Annotated in this window: 20 protein-coding genes; 17 read left to right on the top strand and 3 right to left on the bottom strand. The window is 43.7% G+C overall.

Translation table 11 applies throughout. The features are described from left to right. Nucleotides 1–184 precede the first annotated feature (184 nt). From MHB49_RS25190 to MHB49_RS25160, 7 genes are all read left to right on the top strand, one after another. Complete coding sequence (locus MHB49_RS25190; RefSeq protein WP_405153400.1) at nt 185–2,353, top strand: hypothetical protein; 2,169 nt, start codon at nt 185–187, stop codon at nt 2,351–2,353. A 65-nt stretch (nt 2,354–2,418) separates the two neighbouring features. Then, on the top strand, nt 2,419–2,799 hold the full coding sequence (locus tag MHB49_RS25185; protein ID WP_179263651.1) for a hypothetical protein: 381 nt from the start codon (nt 2,419–2,421) through the stop codon (nt 2,797–2,799). 543 nt (nt 2,800–3,342) lie between these two features. Next, nucleotides 3,343–3,648: a hypothetical protein gene (locus MHB49_RS25180; RefSeq protein WP_179263657.1), complete on the top strand. Its 306-nt coding sequence runs from the start codon at nt 3,343–3,345 to the stop codon at nt 3,646–3,648. Nucleotides 3,649–4,022: 374 nt separating this feature from the next. After that, on the top strand, nt 4,023–4,199 hold the full coding sequence (locus MHB49_RS25175; protein ID WP_405153399.1) for a hypothetical protein: 177 nt from the start codon (nt 4,023–4,025) through the stop codon (nt 4,197–4,199). Between the two features lie 110 nt (nt 4,200–4,309). Further along, complete coding sequence (locus MHB49_RS25170; protein ID WP_405153398.1) at nt 4,310–4,471, top strand: hypothetical protein; 162 nt, start codon at nt 4,310–4,312, stop codon at nt 4,469–4,471. A gap of 191 nt (nt 4,472–4,662) precedes the next feature. Continuing rightward, a complete protein-coding gene (locus MHB49_RS25165; RefSeq protein ID WP_405157236.1) occupies nt 4,663–4,941 on the top strand; it encodes an HNH endonuclease in 279 nt (92 codons plus the stop codon). Further along, nucleotides 4,925–5,365: an SMI1/KNR4 family protein gene (locus MHB49_RS25160; RefSeq protein ID WP_405153397.1), complete on the top strand. Its 441-nt coding sequence runs from the start codon at nt 4,925–4,927 to the stop codon at nt 5,363–5,365. The genes MHB49_RS25165 and MHB49_RS25160 overlap by 17 nt, the downstream gene beginning before the upstream one ends. A 67-nt stretch (nt 5,366–5,432) precedes the next feature. Here MHB49_RS25160 and MHB49_RS25155 read toward each other — a convergent pair whose 3' ends face one another. Continuing rightward, the gene (locus MHB49_RS25155) at nt 5,433–5,597 is read right to left on the bottom strand and encodes a hypothetical protein (RefSeq protein WP_405153396.1); all 165 of its coding nucleotides are present in this window, start codon (nt 5,595–5,597) and stop codon (nt 5,433–5,435) included. A 426-nt stretch (nt 5,598–6,023) separates the two neighbouring features. On the opposite strand from MHB49_RS25155, the gene MHB49_RS25150 reads away from it, so the two are divergent. The 6 genes from MHB49_RS25150 (at nt 6,024) to MHB49_RS25125 (ending at nt 9,635) form a co-directional block, all read left to right on the top strand. Further along, nucleotides 6,024–6,269 (top strand): HNH endonuclease, encoded by a 246-nt coding sequence (locus tag MHB49_RS25150; protein ID WP_405153395.1) that lies wholly within the window; start codon nt 6,024–6,026, stop codon nt 6,267–6,269. 169 nt (nt 6,270–6,438) lie between these two features. Continuing rightward, nucleotides 6,439–6,783 carry an SMI1/KNR4 family protein gene (locus tag MHB49_RS25145; RefSeq protein ID WP_405153394.1) on the top strand — a complete coding sequence of 115 codons (345 nt, stop codon included), beginning with the start codon at nt 6,439–6,441 and terminating at the stop codon, nt 6,781–6,783. Between the two features lie 202 nt (nt 6,784–6,985). Then, nucleotides 6,986–7,567 (top strand): hypothetical protein, encoded by a 582-nt coding sequence (locus MHB49_RS25140; RefSeq protein ID WP_405153393.1) that lies wholly within the window; start codon nt 6,986–6,988, stop codon nt 7,565–7,567. A gap of 37 nt (nt 7,568–7,604) precedes the next feature. Then, nucleotides 7,605–8,501: a nucleotidyl transferase AbiEii/AbiGii toxin family protein gene (locus tag MHB49_RS25135; protein ID WP_405153392.1), complete on the top strand. Its 897-nt coding sequence runs from the start codon at nt 7,605–7,607 to the stop codon at nt 8,499–8,501. A gap of 140 nt (nt 8,502–8,641) precedes the next feature. Beyond that, nucleotides 8,642–9,085, top strand: coding sequence for an Imm48 family immunity protein (gene imm48 / locus MHB49_RS25130; RefSeq protein WP_405153391.1), 444 nt, complete (start codon nt 8,642–8,644; stop codon nt 9,083–9,085). A 13-nt stretch (nt 9,086–9,098) separates the two neighbouring features. Beyond that, nucleotides 9,099–9,635 (top strand): RNA 2'-phosphotransferase, encoded by a 537-nt coding sequence (locus tag MHB49_RS25125; protein WP_405153390.1) that lies wholly within the window; start codon nt 9,099–9,101, stop codon nt 9,633–9,635. Nucleotides 9,636–10,116: 481 nt separating this feature from the next. On the opposite strand, the gene MHB49_RS25120 is transcribed toward MHB49_RS25125, so the two are convergent. Together MHB49_RS25120 and MHB49_RS25115 are read right to left on the bottom strand one after the other, a co-directional pair. Further along, nucleotides 10,117–10,974, bottom strand: a complete 858-nt coding sequence (locus MHB49_RS25120) for an SDR family oxidoreductase (RefSeq protein ID WP_405153389.1) — start codon at nt 10,972–10,974, stop codon at nt 10,117–10,119. A gap of 137 nt (nt 10,975–11,111) precedes the next feature. Next, nucleotides 11,112–11,537: an Rrf2 family transcriptional regulator gene (locus MHB49_RS25115; protein ID WP_405153388.1), complete on the bottom strand. Its 426-nt coding sequence runs from the start codon at nt 11,535–11,537 to the stop codon at nt 11,112–11,114. 379 nt (nt 11,538–11,916) lie between these two features. Between MHB49_RS25115 and MHB49_RS25110 the strand changes: the two genes are divergently transcribed. From MHB49_RS25110 to MHB49_RS25095, 4 genes are read left to right on the top strand one after another with little or no spacing between them, the layout of a single operon-like run. Further along, on the top strand, nt 11,917–14,250 hold the full coding sequence (locus MHB49_RS25110; protein ID WP_405153387.1) for an ABC transporter permease: 2,334 nt from the start codon (nt 11,917–11,919) through the stop codon (nt 14,248–14,250). 12 nt (nt 14,251–14,262) lie between these two features. After that, on the top strand, nt 14,263–15,030 hold the full coding sequence (locus MHB49_RS25105) for an ABC transporter ATP-binding protein (protein WP_405153386.1): 768 nt from the start codon (nt 14,263–14,265) through the stop codon (nt 15,028–15,030). 59 nt (nt 15,031–15,089) lie between these two features. Beyond that, complete coding sequence (locus MHB49_RS25100) at nt 15,090–15,725, top strand: TetR/AcrR family transcriptional regulator (RefSeq protein ID WP_405153385.1); 636 nt, start codon at nt 15,090–15,092, stop codon at nt 15,723–15,725. Nucleotides 15,726–15,745: 20 nt separating this feature from the next. Continuing rightward, entirely contained in the window at nt 15,746–17,074 is a 1,329-nt protein-coding gene (locus tag MHB49_RS25095; protein WP_405153384.1) for an MFS transporter, read from the top strand. Nucleotides 17,075–17,162 lie beyond the last annotated feature (88 nt).

Here is a 17,162-nt window from a genome sequence, read left to right as displayed (position 1 = left end):
TTCATTCTCTCGATTGCATCATAATGAACGATCTGCTATGGGAAAAGTTCAACATAATCGATATGTTTTGTGAGGCTTTGCTATTTGCTTAAAATGTCAAACTTTTCAGCTTGTACTCGAAGACGAACCTAGATGCGACCTATCGGACCTGATTGGCTTGTTGTTATATGGTGAGGTGGTCCGCGTGATTCATGACCATGTTCAGATCAAACTACCCATGGACGAGGGCCCGATGGCGCAAGGGGCTGCATCTCCCTATCCGGTCACACCAGCATATGCTGCGGAAGGACATAGCGGATTATACATGATGCCGGAGATCGGGGATCATGTGGAATTATATTTTCCAAGTAGCCTGGAGTCCGGCGCATACATTCGTCATTCCATCTCGGAGGGCAAACGTTCTGCTAACGAGGGGACGGATCATAAAGTCTGGGGCCATCCTGCCGGAAGCTCTATCGGCATGTCGCCTGAGGAGGTTACGCTGCAAGCCGGATCCGGGATAACGATTACCTTGAATGAGCAGGGTGTACTATTGGATAGTCCGGGACATCTGTCGATTCAGGGTAGCAATATCCTGCTTGCAGCCGGAAAGATCGAGGCCACTGCATCGGAAGCGATATGGCTGCTTGGTGGAGGTGGCAGCTTCATTCTGGACGGGGAGGCCAATGTGCGAGCTGGCCTGTTGCAACAGGAGGGCAGCAACAAAGCGCCTGTTCATGTGGCGGATCTGCCACCAGAGCCAGAGCCACCGCTGATGCCGATTGAGGAGTACGAAGCGGCTCAGGCCGCAGCAGCCGCAGAGGCTGCTGGAGTGACGCAGGCCTCGACGACGAACCCGAAGGATGGATCCTTGGTTGGAGCTGCACTGGCCATCACTGCTATGATTCCAATCATGGGGGCGCTAGGAGGTATTGCTGCTCAAACCGCCGTCGGTGCTGGTATCGCCGCCGTGGCCACGGGTCTCATCGCGAGTGTACCGAAGATAGGCTCTTTCAAGCCTTCAGGGCTGAATTTGCTGGAACGACTCTTGAATGGTTTTGCTGAAATGCAACAGCAGGAGAACGAAGCGAAATGGGCGATGCTTGGTAAAATGCTGACCGCGGCCAAAGAGTTGACTACAGCGACTTCGCCACTTGATTTGATCAAGAAGTTGCATCAGCAGCATCAGGAAATTAGTGCCACATATTATGAAATTCCAGGTTATATTCGGGAGAAGTGGGCGAAACAACAGGCGGATCAGGACCTGAAAAGTTCGCTGGATTATTTCAACAAAGTGATGAAAAACCCGGAGGAATACAATATTCTTTTTGTAGGTCCCCATTTTGCGAATATCACCTTCGATATTGGCAGACCTCATATCACGGTAGAGGAACTGGGCAGTTATGACTATTGGAAAGCTCAAGGGCTAAGCCTTGAGGAGATGAAGTATCTGTCCTGGAGGCTCAAGGCTCCCATGAGCGAACAAGCCTTTGCTGAACTATGGGGTGAATACGATCAATATTATGCGACGCTAACAGGTCAGGATACTCAAGTTAATTTTAAGAACAAGAGAGGTTCGGCAGGTGGTCTTGTTGGCCCGGTCCGGTCTATGCAGGCAAGTGGAACAACGTCGCCCAAAGTGAGCACGAGCCCGTCTTCGCCCATCGTGCCCAAAGTGAATAAATTTGTCCGAAAGTATTGGGAAGAAAGTCAGAAGATGCGAATCGTGTCGGGTGGAGGAAGTCATTGGAGCAATAATAAGACGAACAAAACAGGTGAGACGGCTTCGGGGAATGGAAAGACAGCAAACAGTGGGGGAGGATCAACCTCTAAGCCTGTAGAGAACCCGCCGAAGTCGAAAACAAGTTCGGGTAGTTCATCTTCTTCGAAAAAGAATGAAGGAAATTCAACGACAACGTCGAAACCAAGCACGACACCAAAGACGAAACCAGAAAAAAATGAAACGCCTAATGAAGTGAATACGTGGAAGCCATCTCCATCTAAGAAAAAGGACGACGTTAAACCGCAAGCTGACACGAAACCGCCTAAATCATCCGAAACGAAAAAACCAGAGGAGAATACAAATAAACCGAAGGATAAACTGGAAGGCACTGAGGGGACGGGAAATGCTTCTTCTACTCGTTCACAAGGTGAGCCATATGAAAATCATACAACTGTACAGAAGACTGATACGGCGAGAAATTTGCCAACGACTGATAAACCGAATTCCCCAGTAAACTTTTATGATGAGAACGGTACACTGACGCAGAGAAGATATTACGACGAAAACGGGCGAGCTATAGAAGACATTGATTATGAACACTCAAATGGAGACAATAGCCATGAATTCCCTCATAGACATACTTGGGATTAGACTAGTGGTTCTCCAAAAAGAAGCAAATAATACATCTCATTTTATGATAGGGGGTTTGAGGGGAAATGCTAAATATTCATGACAATGAAATTGTTTCCTATGAAGTTGATTTTCGTAAATCTAGAATTACAATTCAAACATTAGATGGTAACGAAGATTCAGTTACCACCAATATCGAGTTTAGTGATGTCCTGGCTCATATGTTTGAAACACAACTACAGGGAAGTATTATTTTTGATATTAGCACATTTGAAGTAAGCCGATTTCTCAAAAATAACAAGGAACTGTTGGAGAAACAGAAGAACTACGGGTGGCCAATGCATTATGAAAAAGCAGAGGATTTGCTTGAACATTTACAAAATGAAAAGTACAACTATTACGTGATTTCAGCTTCGTATGGTCTTAATGGGTGGGTAATCGCTAAAGGATATAAAGTTTATAATTAATGGTGATGTTTAACTTGGCCTTGGGGGCGGCAAATCCTCAAGGCCTTTCTTTATACCCCTACCCAGTGCCGAATGAACCCATCATTCAACCAATAACACTTCTAACCCATGTAATACCCGTATAAAGATTTCTTCATTTCGGTTGTACGCACATCAAATGCTTTAATTTTATAACCTAAATGACGCTATTCCGTTACATTGAACAGGTCGATTATGGTCAGATACCACCATAATTGATCTGTTTTTTTGTTATGTTCGTTTTCTCATAGGATTTTCAAAATGTTATGCAACTTTAGCATACGCCGCACCGATAGATAATTGTCTAAACCATCGCACCCTCTTGGATGGATAGATCGACTATTCATATTGTCAGGACTTATCTGTAAATTGTATGCAACAATCTGGCTATTTGCCGTGATAGTTACTGTGCAAGTCAATAAACCTGGTGACGACCAGTTTGACATAGAACAGTAAGGAGTGACGTTTCGGGAAATCGGGTTTTCTGTCACCTAAGAAAATTCTTTCAGAGAGGACGTAGTTCCAATGCCAGAGAGTATTCAAGAAAGATTGATTGAATGGGCGGTAGATATGGAATGGCATAACTTTAACGTTCAATTCCAACGAAATCAATACTACATTCCATATCCTCATATGCTTCGAAAATGCTACGGCTTAAGCATGAATGATCGGGGTGTATTGTTTGATATTATGAGTCATTTAGGAGAAAACGATGAAGCTTTTCCTTCTACAGAAACAATATTTTGTAATTTAGCATCGCATCATGTTGATCGTATCCACCCTATAGTTCAACCAAAGGCAGAGTTTTTTCTTCATAATAACAATCACTGAAAGGTTCAGTTAAGTTAGGGATGGCATGTAAACCCTTGGTTTTAGCCGATACTCTTAATTGCAGCGGTATTTATCCAAACAATGATATTTATTTCCATTCCATCCTTCCTATCGGGGCGGATTATTCTACAGTTCCGAGTAAATTTAAAAAACGCAAGAAAACAAAGATAACAAAAAACAGGTCAATTACGGTAGTATCTGACCATAATTAACCGTTTGATGTAACGGAATACTCAAATTAATTTTAAGAACAAGAGAGGTTCGGCAGGTGGCCTTGTAGGCCCGGTCCGGTCTATCCCGCAGGCAAGTGGAACAACGCCGCCCAAAGTGACACGAGGCCGTCTTCGCCCATAGTGCCCAAAGTGAAGAGCTTTGTGAAAAAGTATTGGGAAGAAAGTCAGAAGATGCGAATCGTATCTGGTGGAGGAAGTCATTGGAGCAATAATAAGACGAACAAAACAGGTGAGACGGCTTCGGGGAATGGAAAGACAGCAAACAGTGGGGGAGGATCAACCTCTAAGCCTGTAGAGCATGCAACGGAGTCGAAATAAAATTTGGGTAGTTCACCTTCTTCGAAAACGAGTGAAGGAAATTCAACTACATCGTCGAAAAAAGTACGATACCAAAGACGAATCCAGAAAAAAAAGAAACACCGAATGAAGTGAATACCTGGAAGCCGCCAACGAAGAAAAAGGACGACGTTAAACCACAAGCCGATACGAAACCACCTAAATCATCCAAACCGGAGAAACCAGAGCAGAATACAAACAAACCGAAGGATAAACTGGAAGGCACTGAGGGGACGGGTAAAGGTAAGAAGTAAGAACTGTCGGATTTCACTAAATAAATAATGGAAACTAAACCAATAAATTCACCTCATCCACAAAAATGGTATAATAAGGGTGGGTATATCTCAAAAGATAAGAATGGAACTTGGACATATACTAATAAGAAAGGGTAGTCTGTGAGTTATCCAGATGGCTCCCCCGACTTTTAAGAGTATTATCATCCTATATAAAGCCAGTAGAAATTGAGGTTACTATTCCTAAAAAACCTCAGGCAGATTTCAAGAAGGCAAATTTAGAAGCGGGACTAAATAAGGATTCTGATCCACCAGTTCCTGAGCTAAATCAACCTCCAAAAGGGTACACTTGGTATCATCATGAAGATGGAAAGACAATGGTTCTTGTGCAGAAGGGGATATCCATAGGGATTTTAGGCATATTGGTGGTCAGTCTACAGTTAATGGCAAAAATGATTATAAGGGAGAATAAACATGGCAATTATTTATAACACAAATGAAAAGATTAATTTGAAAAATATTGAGGAATTTGAAGCAAAACATCATATCGTGTTTCCGGTTCAATATCGTGACTTTTTACTTGAGTACAACGGTGGCAATGTAAGGCCAAATGTTTTTAAAATTTCAGATGATGAAGGGGAGACTGCGCTCAACTCATTGTACGGGCTAGATATCGATGAATCATACGATGAGTTATCGAGTGTGTTTGACTCATTATATGGTGAAATTCCTGATGAATTTATATCCATAGGCGATGATTCTGGAGGAAATCAAATTTGTCTGGGAACTAGTGGAGAGTATGTCGGGAAAATATATATTTTCCTTCATGATATAGAACCAACTGAAAAGATGAGCAATATGTTTCTTATATCCGATTCTTTCGATAGTTTTATAGATAGTTTGTATGAAGTTTAATCTTTAGAAAAAGACGAAAAACTTAAAGCCTATTTCAACTTGAATCATAAGTCGAAATAGGCTCTTTTTATCCGTCTGGATTAATCACTATTATCTGATTTTTTTCAAATGAAGCTTGCTTCTCCAGTTTAATCTCATACAAGCGAACCAGGTCAGATGCCTTGATATCGACCGCTTGGGTAATGAATATTAAGGAACCAAGACTTGGTCGATGGATACCACGTTCCAACATGGAAATATAAGATCGTCCAGATTACTGCGAAAAGCCAATCCTTCTTGACTGATGTTATGTTTATAGCGAATAGATTTAAGCACCTCCAACCGTAAGAGTTTTCCACACTACGACTACCAAAAAGAGATACTTTGATGATGATAAGGATAACTACTAATATGAGGTGAGAGATATGTACTTGAAAGAGTGATATCAAAAGTAAATAGTACAAAGTAGAGTTTAGTGGGTGAAGTTGTTAACGAGGGTGATGCAGATTTAGGTTATGAATTCTTGAGAAGATTAGCTCAAGTTTTTAAAGAGTAACAGCACTTTTATGAAACAGATGGTAGTGGTAGGATTACTAAATTTGAAACGGATAGTTTACCCTTAACTAAGAGATTAATTAGAGAATGCGCGAAAGAACTGGAAAAGATACCTGATGTACCTATGAAGCCAGGTACAAGATATCCCGATTTTGAAAAAGCTGATTTAATCATAAAGATTGATGGCAAACCTGTTATTTTGCAGTTACCTGAAGATTATTGGAAAGAGACTGGTCCTAAACTGCTCCAATGGCTTGATTCACAATTTCCAGGTGGGAAACGACCACATGGAACAACATGGCATCATTCTGAAATTGACGGTAGAATGGAATTAGTACCTTTTGGTATACATCATTCCATAAATCATTAGGGTGGGAGAGGTCCAGGTGGTCGGGCGCATGCTAAAAGATAATAATAAGGAGTGAAAGAAATGAGGGTGGATGTTAATACAATTGTCTTTCCATTGCCAAACAATGAATTACTAGAAGTAGTTGAGCGAAGCTTAAGAGTTTCATTTCCTGAAACTTAATAATGGAGCTGTGCCAATCACGAATAAGTTTAGCTATAATCAGCGTGAAAATATAATTGAGAAATTTCTTTGTATATTGAATGACAGTGAGTCTGATCCTATTAATGGATGGTATGATATTGAAGTTACTATTACACAAATAGGTGATAGATTAACTGAAAATGAAGATTTAGTGGGAATGAATGTAGTTCCTATTGCAGCGCTTTTTTCAGGAGATTTTATTTGTTTGGATTTTAGAGAAACAGAAGAGCCTGCTGTAATTATTTGGTTTAACGAAGATTCGGAGGAGTTTTCTCCTGTGACACAAAAAGTCGCGCCCAATATATTAGAATTTTTTGAAATGCTCAGTGAATAAGGTTGTTTAGTTCATGTTTGCACGTGAGTGACCCAGTTATCAGTAACCTCTAGAGAAAATAGTGGAGCGTTTGTACGTGAATTGTAGAAAAAATAAGATCTATAACAATTCAATTTAAACGATGTGTCTGAATAATTAACAGAAGATGAGAAGATAGAGCTATCTTTTGACAGATGCCCAAAACTAGTCAGGAAGTGACCCGATGGAATTTGAATATCATGTAACCATGAGTGATCTGAAGCAGAATGAGAAGGAAACCTTTATCAACATCTGTAATGAAGAAAACGTGAAGCCTGTGTTGATCGTCTTGGACCAAGGTGAATATATCAATCAACCGATGATTACACGTATTGTACATAGCACGGATTATGAAGAAGTAAAGGATGTTATTGAAGAGGTTACCACGAAATTCCGGGCTAATGGATTCACGGTGGTTCGGACCAAAGTGGAAATTCCCGCAAAGGAAGAAACATATTTTGATCAGCCGATGCTGGCGCAGTCCAAGCCATACTTTGAATGGCACGGTAAAGTGTACGTTGATGATGTGGGCAGGTTGAAGCGGTTGTGCGCTGGTTCAGGAGGGCATATTTCAAGGAACTCTCTTAATGCGAATGGAAAAGTTAAATTCGTAACCGTCCGGGAATATGAAAGTGCAGAACATTTTTATCGTAGAGTGGGAGAAATACATAATATCTTACAGCAGAATAAGATCGAACTGTTAAAACAGCAATATGAACTGTGCATCTACGATAGCCGCGAAGAATTGGATCGTGGATGGATCTAATCTTAAGTAGAGTACGATGAATCGAGGAGGAGAAAGGTTGTCTGGAAAAAATGTACAATTACATAACCTGAATGAGGATGAGAGATTCATTGTGGTGTTAGAAGCCTTATTGAAACGTGCCACTCTAGTAAATGGCCCATTTATATTAAAAGGTAGCTTGTTAACCAGACAGTATTTGGAGAATCCAAGTATTCGGTATGTTGATGATATTGACTTTTTGTATGCAGGTCGAATTGAGACCGAGGATGAAGCCAATGAAATTTTTACAGACTGGATGATCCGGGTAACTGAGATGGATCTGAATGATGGCATCGTATTTCGAAGTTTTCGGGAGAATGCCTTCTGGCGCAGAATAGACTACGCGATGGCGGATGATTTTCCAACGGTGAACACGGAGCTAGCCTTTTATATTGATAGTGAACCAAGGAACGAAAATGCATATGAGGATGAGCTGCATCTTGATATCTCCTTTAACCTGGACTTGGACGAGAAGTCTGTTGCTCTATCGTACCAACCCATCGTTGGAGAAGCCTTTGTCGTTCCTCACACCGTACCACTCTCCATTCAGATTGCATGGAAGCTACATCAAACGATAGTGAGGCCACGGTTCAAAGACTTGTATGATTTGCAGCATCTGTTGTCTAACTCGTCATACGATCAGCAAGCTCTCCAAGAAACACTACAGACGCTAGTCAACGAGTGCGCTATTGACCCAGCCATTTCCAAAGAGGATATGAAAAAGGTACTGGTTGACGATCTGCATGATGTGTATTCGAGGTTAAACTACGACTATGACCTACAGTATTATGCCGGAAGTCGTAGTCCTGAAGTGTACTTTATGGAGTTTGTCTCGGAGCTGCGCCAAACGATGAATCACGCTGGGATTAATAGTTACGCATATGAAAATCTACCCAGCTGTATTACACATAAATAGAGATTTTCACCTTCAAACACCTGACTCATCGATTGCCTATTCGTAGATGAATTTGAAAGGAACACCCTAACTCCGATACAATGTTCTCATAGAGTCTGAGAGAATGGATCCAATACGGCTCAGAAATGGAGAATTACAATATGACTGATTTTATCAACGCTGACGATATTAACGACGTAATTTTGGCTGCAGCTGCTTCAGAGCTGGAGCAGATGGTGGGCAAAATTTGTGAACTGATCGGCACGCCTCTGGAACAGACAACGGAACTGGAGCGTCAGGTGATTGCTGCTTTTGGATTTGGCGCTGTATATGGCATAACCCATCGGGACCAATTCGCTGAGCCGCAGGCTCATGCACTGAGCATCCGTATGCTGATTAAGCCGTTTAACTATAGTGAGCAGCAAGCGGTGGATTTTGCCGATGATCTGATCCGGGTGGCTTCCGACCGTGAGGTGCATCCCGTGATGAACACGATTATTCAACGTGGAATTGATGGACACCGTCAATTTAACCAGGAAGACGATGAAGGGTTGGGCCGTAACATTCAGGAAATTTTGGCGGCGGTACAACCGGAAAGAAACTAAGGAGCGGAGCGCAATGGATCTGATGAAATTAAGTAAAGAGCTCTCCTACGCCTTGCGTCACGCCCCTTGGGAATACGAACTGGAGCTGGACGAAGAGGGCTGGGTAGAGATTCCGCAATTGCTGGTGGCTTTACATGAGTGTCGACAATGGAAGGGCGTCACGGAAGCGGATTTGAAGCAGATGATTCACGCCTCGGAGAAAAAGAGACATGAGATCCGTTCTGGCCGCATCCGGGCATTATATGGCCATTCGACTCCGCAAAAGATATCCAAAACACCTGCCGATCCACCGGAGATACTCTATCATGGCACGCCATTGCGGTCGGTTGCTTCCATTATGGAACAAGGGTTGCAGCCTCGCCAAAGGCAGTATGTACATCTGTCCGCAGATATGGATACCGCCAAACAGGTAGGAAGACGGCGTGATGACCAGCCGGTAATATTGAAAATTAATGCTTCTCTAGCGGCCAAGGACGGAATACTCTTTTATCATGGAAACGAAAATATTTGGCTGGCCGATCACATTCCGGCACGTTACATCGAGCAATAATCACTGTCTCGAAGTCCAAGCCGGCTAGTAGCCCCTTTTCTAAGGAACTCAGGACGTCTTATTTCGCCTTCAGATGCTCTTTCTAAAAAGTACGGAACCTCAGACACGTTATTTCCTGTATTTCCTGTCAAAAACGCTGTAAACGGCTGTTTATTCTGATATAGCGTGTCTCAGGTTTCTTAGATTTCTATGGTTACCTCAAATCCATGAATAAGACGCCTCCGATTCGTTAGTACTCGCTTACTTGTACATTCAAGATGCGATGCCCTGACACGTTCAGGTCGGCTTCCGCTTTCAGTGGGACTGAAGACACGCACTTGTATAAGTGATCTGTTCAGCTTCCAGATGATGTTATAGTTCTTAACTACACAAAAAGGGACACATTCAACATTCGTTGATGTGTCCCTTTTTGATTTCCATTACTTCTCCTCTATGTATACAAAGAGAGAGTTCGGATCTGGAGAGTTTTCGTACCCAAAACTTACTTGCCCAAAATCGCTTTAACACCCTCGCTCAATGGTTGAGCCGGACGGCCAAGCAATGTCTCCAATGTTTCGCTCTCTACAGCAAGTGCACCTTCACGAATGGCACTTTGCATATCTACGAGCATGGAGACAACAAAGTCTGGCAGACCTGCACCTTTCATGATCTCAGCGTATGCGGCATCGTCCACGTTTTGCACGTTGATGTCCTGTCCAAGCACTTCCCCAACAATAGCAGCGAGCTCAGCTTGAGTACGCAGTTTACCAGACAACTCATATATTGAATTCTCATGTCCCTCACCTGTAAGTACTGTGGCGGCAGCATGTGCATAATCACTGCGAGTAGCCCAGCCTACTTGGCTGGCGTTAGTTGCATGCACCCAAGGTGCGCCCTGGGAAGCTGCTTGAACACTGCCTGCTTCATTTTCCAGGTACCAGTTGTTACGCAGGAAGGAATAAGGAATGCCGGATTCGCGGATCGCCTGTTCTGTGGCGCGATGTACTTCAGCCAGGGAAAGAGTGTTATTCTCTGCATTCACAACGCTGGTATAAGCGATGAATCCAATTCCTGCTTTCTGGGCAGCGTTCACGGCAGTCTGATGTTGGCGAATACGCGTTTCATTGTCACCATCGGTGGAAATGAGCAGCAAACGGTCCACGCCAGCAAACGCTTTTTCCAATGTTTCCGGTTGATCGAAATCACCGTGACGAACGTCAACGCCCTGAGCACGAAGAGCTTCCGCTTTCTCCGGGCTGCGTACACTTACAGCCAAATCCCCAGCAGATACCGTTTTTAACAAAGCCTCTACGACCAGTGAACCCAAATGACCTGTTGCTCCTGTAACTAAAATTTTCATTGATATTTCCTCCTATAGGGTGTGTTTTGTATCGACACTAATCTGAAATGTCAATCTACATGAATGGATGTAATCGTAGATGTTATAACAGGTGTGATTACAACGAAAAGTTTAAAAAAAGCTCATAATGAGCTTTTTTATTCAGAGACGTGAACCTGATCCATCATCTGTTGTATCGTTACACGATTCAAGCGCTGCTCCATGGCTGTCTGAGCTTCAATAAGTTCAGCACGCAAAGTGTGTTCGATCATGCTGCCAACCGGACAATTTGGATTCGGATGTTTGTGGAAGTTGAACAACTCCCCATCCTCGACGACTTCAAGAGCTCGATATATATCCAAAAGGGTAATATCCGCAGGGTCCTTCAACAAGGAAGCACCGCCGACACCGGGTCTAACCTCAATCAGGCCAGCCTGTTTCAGCTTGGACATGATCCGCCGAATAATCACGGGATTCGTATTCACGCTTTTGGCGATATAATCTCCAGTGCACTCATTGGGCACAACAGCGACCAGAGACAGCGTATGAACCGCGATGGAAAAGCGACTGCTGATTTGTTTCATGGATGATCACCACCATTGTAACTATAATAGTTACAAAAATAGACGTTGTCAAATTTTTTTGTTTAAACGGCAATTTACATTTGGAATATTTCGTAATTATAGATGATGATAATAACCAGAATAAATAGAAAAAAATATGTTAATTGACAAATATTTTAGTGGATATATAATCTGATTATCTACACAAATGTATATATTGAGAAAATCGTTCTAAGACGAAATGCAGGGGGAGTGATGCCTATTTTTAAAAAAATTTAAACGAATTAGCTTCTCATAACTTCTAGTTATAAACATGTGATTTGAAATAATATTTGTCCATAATGATCTGACTCCAGATTAACTTCAAACTACCAGTTTATGAGAGGAGCCATGTTCGTTTATGCTGCTACGAATGCTGAGAAACGATATAACGAGAAAGAAAGGGATTACGGCTGCGTTATTTATTTTTGTACTGCTGGCCGCCTTGCTGGTATCTTCGGGGTCACGGATGATTATGGAACTAACGAGTTCCATTCAATATCTGTTCTCTGAATCCAAAACACCGCACTTTGTTCAAATGCATGCCGGAGAGCTCGATCAGGCCAAAGTGAACACATGGGCCGAGGAAAATGCCATGGCCCAGCAGCATCAGATTGTGGAGATGGTCAACATTGACGGCTCTAACCTGTTTCTCGGAGCAGAGTCTGAAAAGAACAGCGTTATGGACATTGATTTTGTTACACAGAATCAGGGTTTTGACTACTTATTGAATCTGAACAGTGAGATTATACAGGTTAACGACGGCGAGATCGCAGTACCGATATATTACATGCAGCAAAACAAATTGAATGTGGGTGATCAGGTCCGGGTAGGTAATGGACAGTTTGAGCGTTCCTATACGATTGTTGATTTTGTCCGTGATGCTCAGATGAATCCGTCGGTTGTCCACTCCAAACGATTTATTGTGAGTTCAGGGAATTTGCAGGAACTGAAGCAGAGCATCGGGGAGATGGAGTATCTCATTGAGTTCCGGTTGACTGATCCCGGACAGACGGGAGATTTCACCCAGGCTTACCAAAATGCAGGGCTTCCCAATACCGGGCCAGTTGTAACTTACGGGCTGTTCCAGGTATTGAATGCCATGACCGACGGAGTTATTGCAGCCGTCATTATTCTGGTCAGTCTTGTGCTGATCCTGATCGCGATGCTTTGCATCCGCTTCACAATGCTGGCGACCATCGAAGAGGATTATCGTGAGATCAGTGTCATGAAAGCGATTGGTATCGCCGAGAAGGATATCAAGAGACTGTATCTGATGAAGTATATTTTTATGGCCGGATTAGCTTCCGTGCTGGGTTACATTGTATCGCTCGGAGTTAACAGACTATTCGTTTCAAACATTATGTTGTATATGGGAAAAGCGCCTGCAACCCTGCTGCATTTTGCAATTCCTTTAGTGGCAGCCGGATTGATATTTACAATGGTGGTTCTGTTCTGTCGAACGGTACTGCGGCGTTTTCGTTCCATCTCCGCGGTGGATGCTCTCCGTACCGGAAGCCTGGGAGACACGCAGCTCATTCGGAATCGGCTTAGTTTGTCCCGCAATCGCTGGTCTTCCGTACCCGTCTTTCTAGGTTTGAAGGAAGTCATACAGCGAATAAAGATGTTCCGATTGTTATTATTCGTCTTTGTGGTCAGTTCATTTATCATGATTGTGCCAGTCAACTTCCTGAACACTTTACAGGCGCCAAGCTTTATTTCCTATATGGGTGTTGGACAAAGCGATATTCGCATTGACTTGAGGCACACAGACGATGTAGAGCAGCGTTATGCCAATCTGGTTGCCCAGATCGAAAATGATAAAGATATCAAAACGTATTCCCCATTGGTAACGAGCCAGTTCAAGGTTCGGAATGCAGAAGGAAGTTACGACAATCTGAGTGTGGAAACCGGGGATTTCAGTATTTTTCCATTGTCCTATGTTAGCGGGAATGCGCCAACAACCGAGAATGAAATCGCGCTATCGGATGCAAACAGCGGCGAGCTGGGTCTGAAGACAGGTGAGCAGCTTACCCTGCTGGTTAATGGCAAGGACCAGGTGATGACGGTCAGTGGCATATACCAGGACGTTACGAATGGTGGGAAAACGGCGAAGGCTTTGTTGCCCTACAACAAGGATAGCGTTTTGTGGTACGTGGTTAGTCTGGATCTGAAAGATCGCGGGGAAATGGCTGCCAAAATAGCTGAGTATGAGACGTCCTTCTCTCCGGCCAAAGTAACGGATCTTCAAGGCTATCTGAATCAGACACTTGGAGGAACGATTCAGCAATTAAGATTGGTTACGATACTGGCTTTGGCTATAGGTGTTTTCATATCCATTTTGATTACATCTCTGTTCCTTCAGATGTTAGTAGCCAAGGACAACAATGACATTGCTGTTTTAAGAAGTCTTGGCTTTGCCTTGTCGAAGATCAAGTTGAAGTATGTCGTGATGTCACTTGTCATATTGATTGTTGGGGTTGTGGCTGGAACGATATTGTCCAATACACTGGGTCCGTTACTCGTCAGTGGCATCATGTCGACGTTTGGTGCTTCGAATATTGTTTTTGTTGTTAACCCGCTGCAGGCATATATTTTGTGCCCATTGTTGCTTGCAGGCACGATCGTACTGACAGCATGGATCAGCATACAATCGATCAAGGAAACTAGCATATCCAAAATGATTGTGGAATAGGGAGGGTTAACGATGACAACTATACTTGAAGCCAAAGAAGTGAATAAATCCGTAGCGATCGGCGAGAATGAAGAACATAGCATCCTGAAAGATATCAACCTTCAATTAAAAAAGGGAGAGTTTGTTTCCGTCATGGGCCCGTCCGGCTCAGGCAAGTCCACGTTATTGTACAACATTAGCGGCATGGATCAGATTAGTGCGGGCAGCGTCTATTTTAATGGCAAAAAAATATCCGCATTTCAGGAGAGAGACCTGGCAAGTCTGCGTCTGACCAAGATGGGGTTCATTTTTCAAAATATTCATCTGCTCAAGAATCTGAATCTGTTGGACAATATCGTACTTTCCGCATATCTTGCCAAGAACAGCAGCAGAGAAACGATCAATACACGGGCGATGTCACTGATGAAAAAAATGGGGATTGACGGGCTGGCTCAGCATAACATCACCCAAGCCTCGGGAGGACAGCTGCAGCGGATCGCCATCTGCCGCGCGCTTATTAATAATCCGGATATTCTATTCGGAGATGAACCGACAGGGGCGCTGAATTCCAAATCGACGTATGAAATTATGGATATTCTGGGCGATATTAATGCAGCAGGTACAACCATTTTGCTCGTAACCCATGATGTCAAAGTCGCTGCCAGATCGGAACGAGTGCTGTTTATGATGGACGGCAAACTGGTTGCAGACAAAAATATCGGAAAATATGAAAGAGAACGTCAGGATCTGAAGGCAAGAGAAACCCATCTGGCGCAATGGTTGACTGAAATGGGGTTCTAAAAAAAGAACTTTATGACTACAATAGACCGACAGTCGGTCTACGTATCGGAGGCCAGGATATGAGATTGATGAAAAACCCGGAAGAACGCAGAAACGAGATTTTGGATGCGGCAGAGACTCTGTTCGTGACCAAGGGATATACCAAAGCAACGGTCATGGATATCCTCCAGGCGTGCAACATTGCCAAAGGCACATTTTATTATTATTTCCAGTCCAAGGAAGAGGTTATGAACGCCATCGTCATGCGTTTTATTCTCAGTGGGGAGGCATTAGCCAAGCGCGTGGTATCCGATCCCAAACTGAACGCCCATGACAAAATTTTTCGAATCATGATGGCACAGAATCAGCCTGACGACAGAAAGCATGATCTCATCGAGCAATTGCACAGTGTCCATAATGTGGAGATGCACCAAAAGAGTCTCGTGGAGACGGTAATTCGGTTAAGTCCGATCTTGGCTGAAGTGGTGGAGCAGGGCATTCAGGAAGGGGTGTTTCACACACCTAGCCCCAAGGAATCCATCGAATTTCTGCTCGTATCGTCCCAATTTTTGCTGGATCGAGGCATCTTTCAATGGGAGGAGGAAGAACTCCAACAAAAGGTTGAAGCCTTCACGCATATTATGGAACGTGTTCTGGGAGCCGAAAAAGGAAGCTTTGCCTACGTCACCCGTCTTTATTTTCCACATCAAGCTTAGCCAAGAAAGAAGTGATATCCATGGAACATACCGTTCAAAAATCATTTCGGAAATTTCTGGTTGTATGGTTCGGTCAGCTTATCTCCATGATCGGGATTGGTCTTACAGCCTTCTCGCTGGGGGTATATGCCTTCGAAAAAACGAATACCGCAACAAGTGTTGCGCTGATTACCTTGTTCACGTTTCTGCCGAACATCCTGCTTCGACCGATTGGAGGCGTGCTGGCTGATCGGTTCGACCGTCGAACCATGATGATCATCGGCGACCTGGGATCGGCGGCGGGTTTGATTTTCATTCTGTCGATTATGCTTACGGGTGATATCCAGTTATGGCATATCTATGTGGGAGTGGCCTGTAGTTCCGTGTTTTCCGCACTGCAAAGCCCGGCATATAAGGCCTCTGCCACCGACTTGCTGGATAAAGATCAATTCTCCAAAGGAAGCGGTCTTGTGCAACTGGCTGAATCCTCGAAGTTTCTGTTTTCACCCATCCTTGCGGGTATTCTGTTGAGTATAACAACCATTGAAGTCATTCTGGTCATTAATATTCTGACATTCGTGGTTGCTATGCTGGCTGTGTTGGTTATTCGGAAGAGCATGAAGGTGGAGCGAGAGGATAAAGAAGACAAAAATTGGATGACTGCTATTCAGGAGGGCTGGAGAGAAGTTGTAACCAACAAGGGAGTGCTGCTGCTGGTCATGATTATTTCTCTGGTCACTTTCTATCTGGGATTCCTGGAGACACTTATTGGCCCGATGCTGCTGTCCTTTACAAACGCCAAAACACTGGGGACGTTTCAGTCTGTTAGCGCGATTGGCATGCTGATCAGCAGCTTGTGCATCGGCATATTTACGATGACGAAGAAATACGCAAGTGTACTGGTAATGGGTCTGATTTTGTGCGGCCTGTCCTTCTCGCTTCTGGGGGTATCCACCAACATTTATTTTATTATCTTCGCAGGTTTTCTGTTCCTGTCATCACTGCCGTTTGTCAATATGAGCGCAGATGTGCTGGTACGTAACAATATCGCCAACGAAAAGCAGGGCATGGTATGGGGCATTATTGGTATTCTGTCACAGCTCGGGTTCGTGATAGCATACAGTTTGGCTGGATTTCTGGCCGACCATGTGTTTAATCCATTGATGATAGAGGGTGGAGCGCTGGCGTCTTCCGTGGGTCAGATCATTGGAACAGGGCCGGGAAGAGGCATTGCCCTGCTGTTCATCATTGCGGGTCTCTTCGTTATTTTGATTGCGCTTATCACATCCCGTTTGAAAATGATCAAGTCGTTGGAGCAAGACAGCGAGATCGTCGCTCCGCCCGATTCTGCCGGTTTGGCGCACGATTAATTCAGAATGGATGTGTGACGGTTAAAGATCTCCACAGCGAAAGCCCCCGTCCGAAGCAGGTGAACGATCTGGTTGAAGAACCAGACAC

It is taken from the genome of Paenibacillus sp. FSL K6-0108 (assembly GCF_045040695.1).
GTDB classification, from domain to species: domain Bacteria; phylum Bacillota; class Bacilli; order Paenibacillales; family Paenibacillaceae; genus Paenibacillus; species Paenibacillus pabuli_B.
This window is presented reverse-complemented; position numbering and strand designations above follow the sequence as displayed.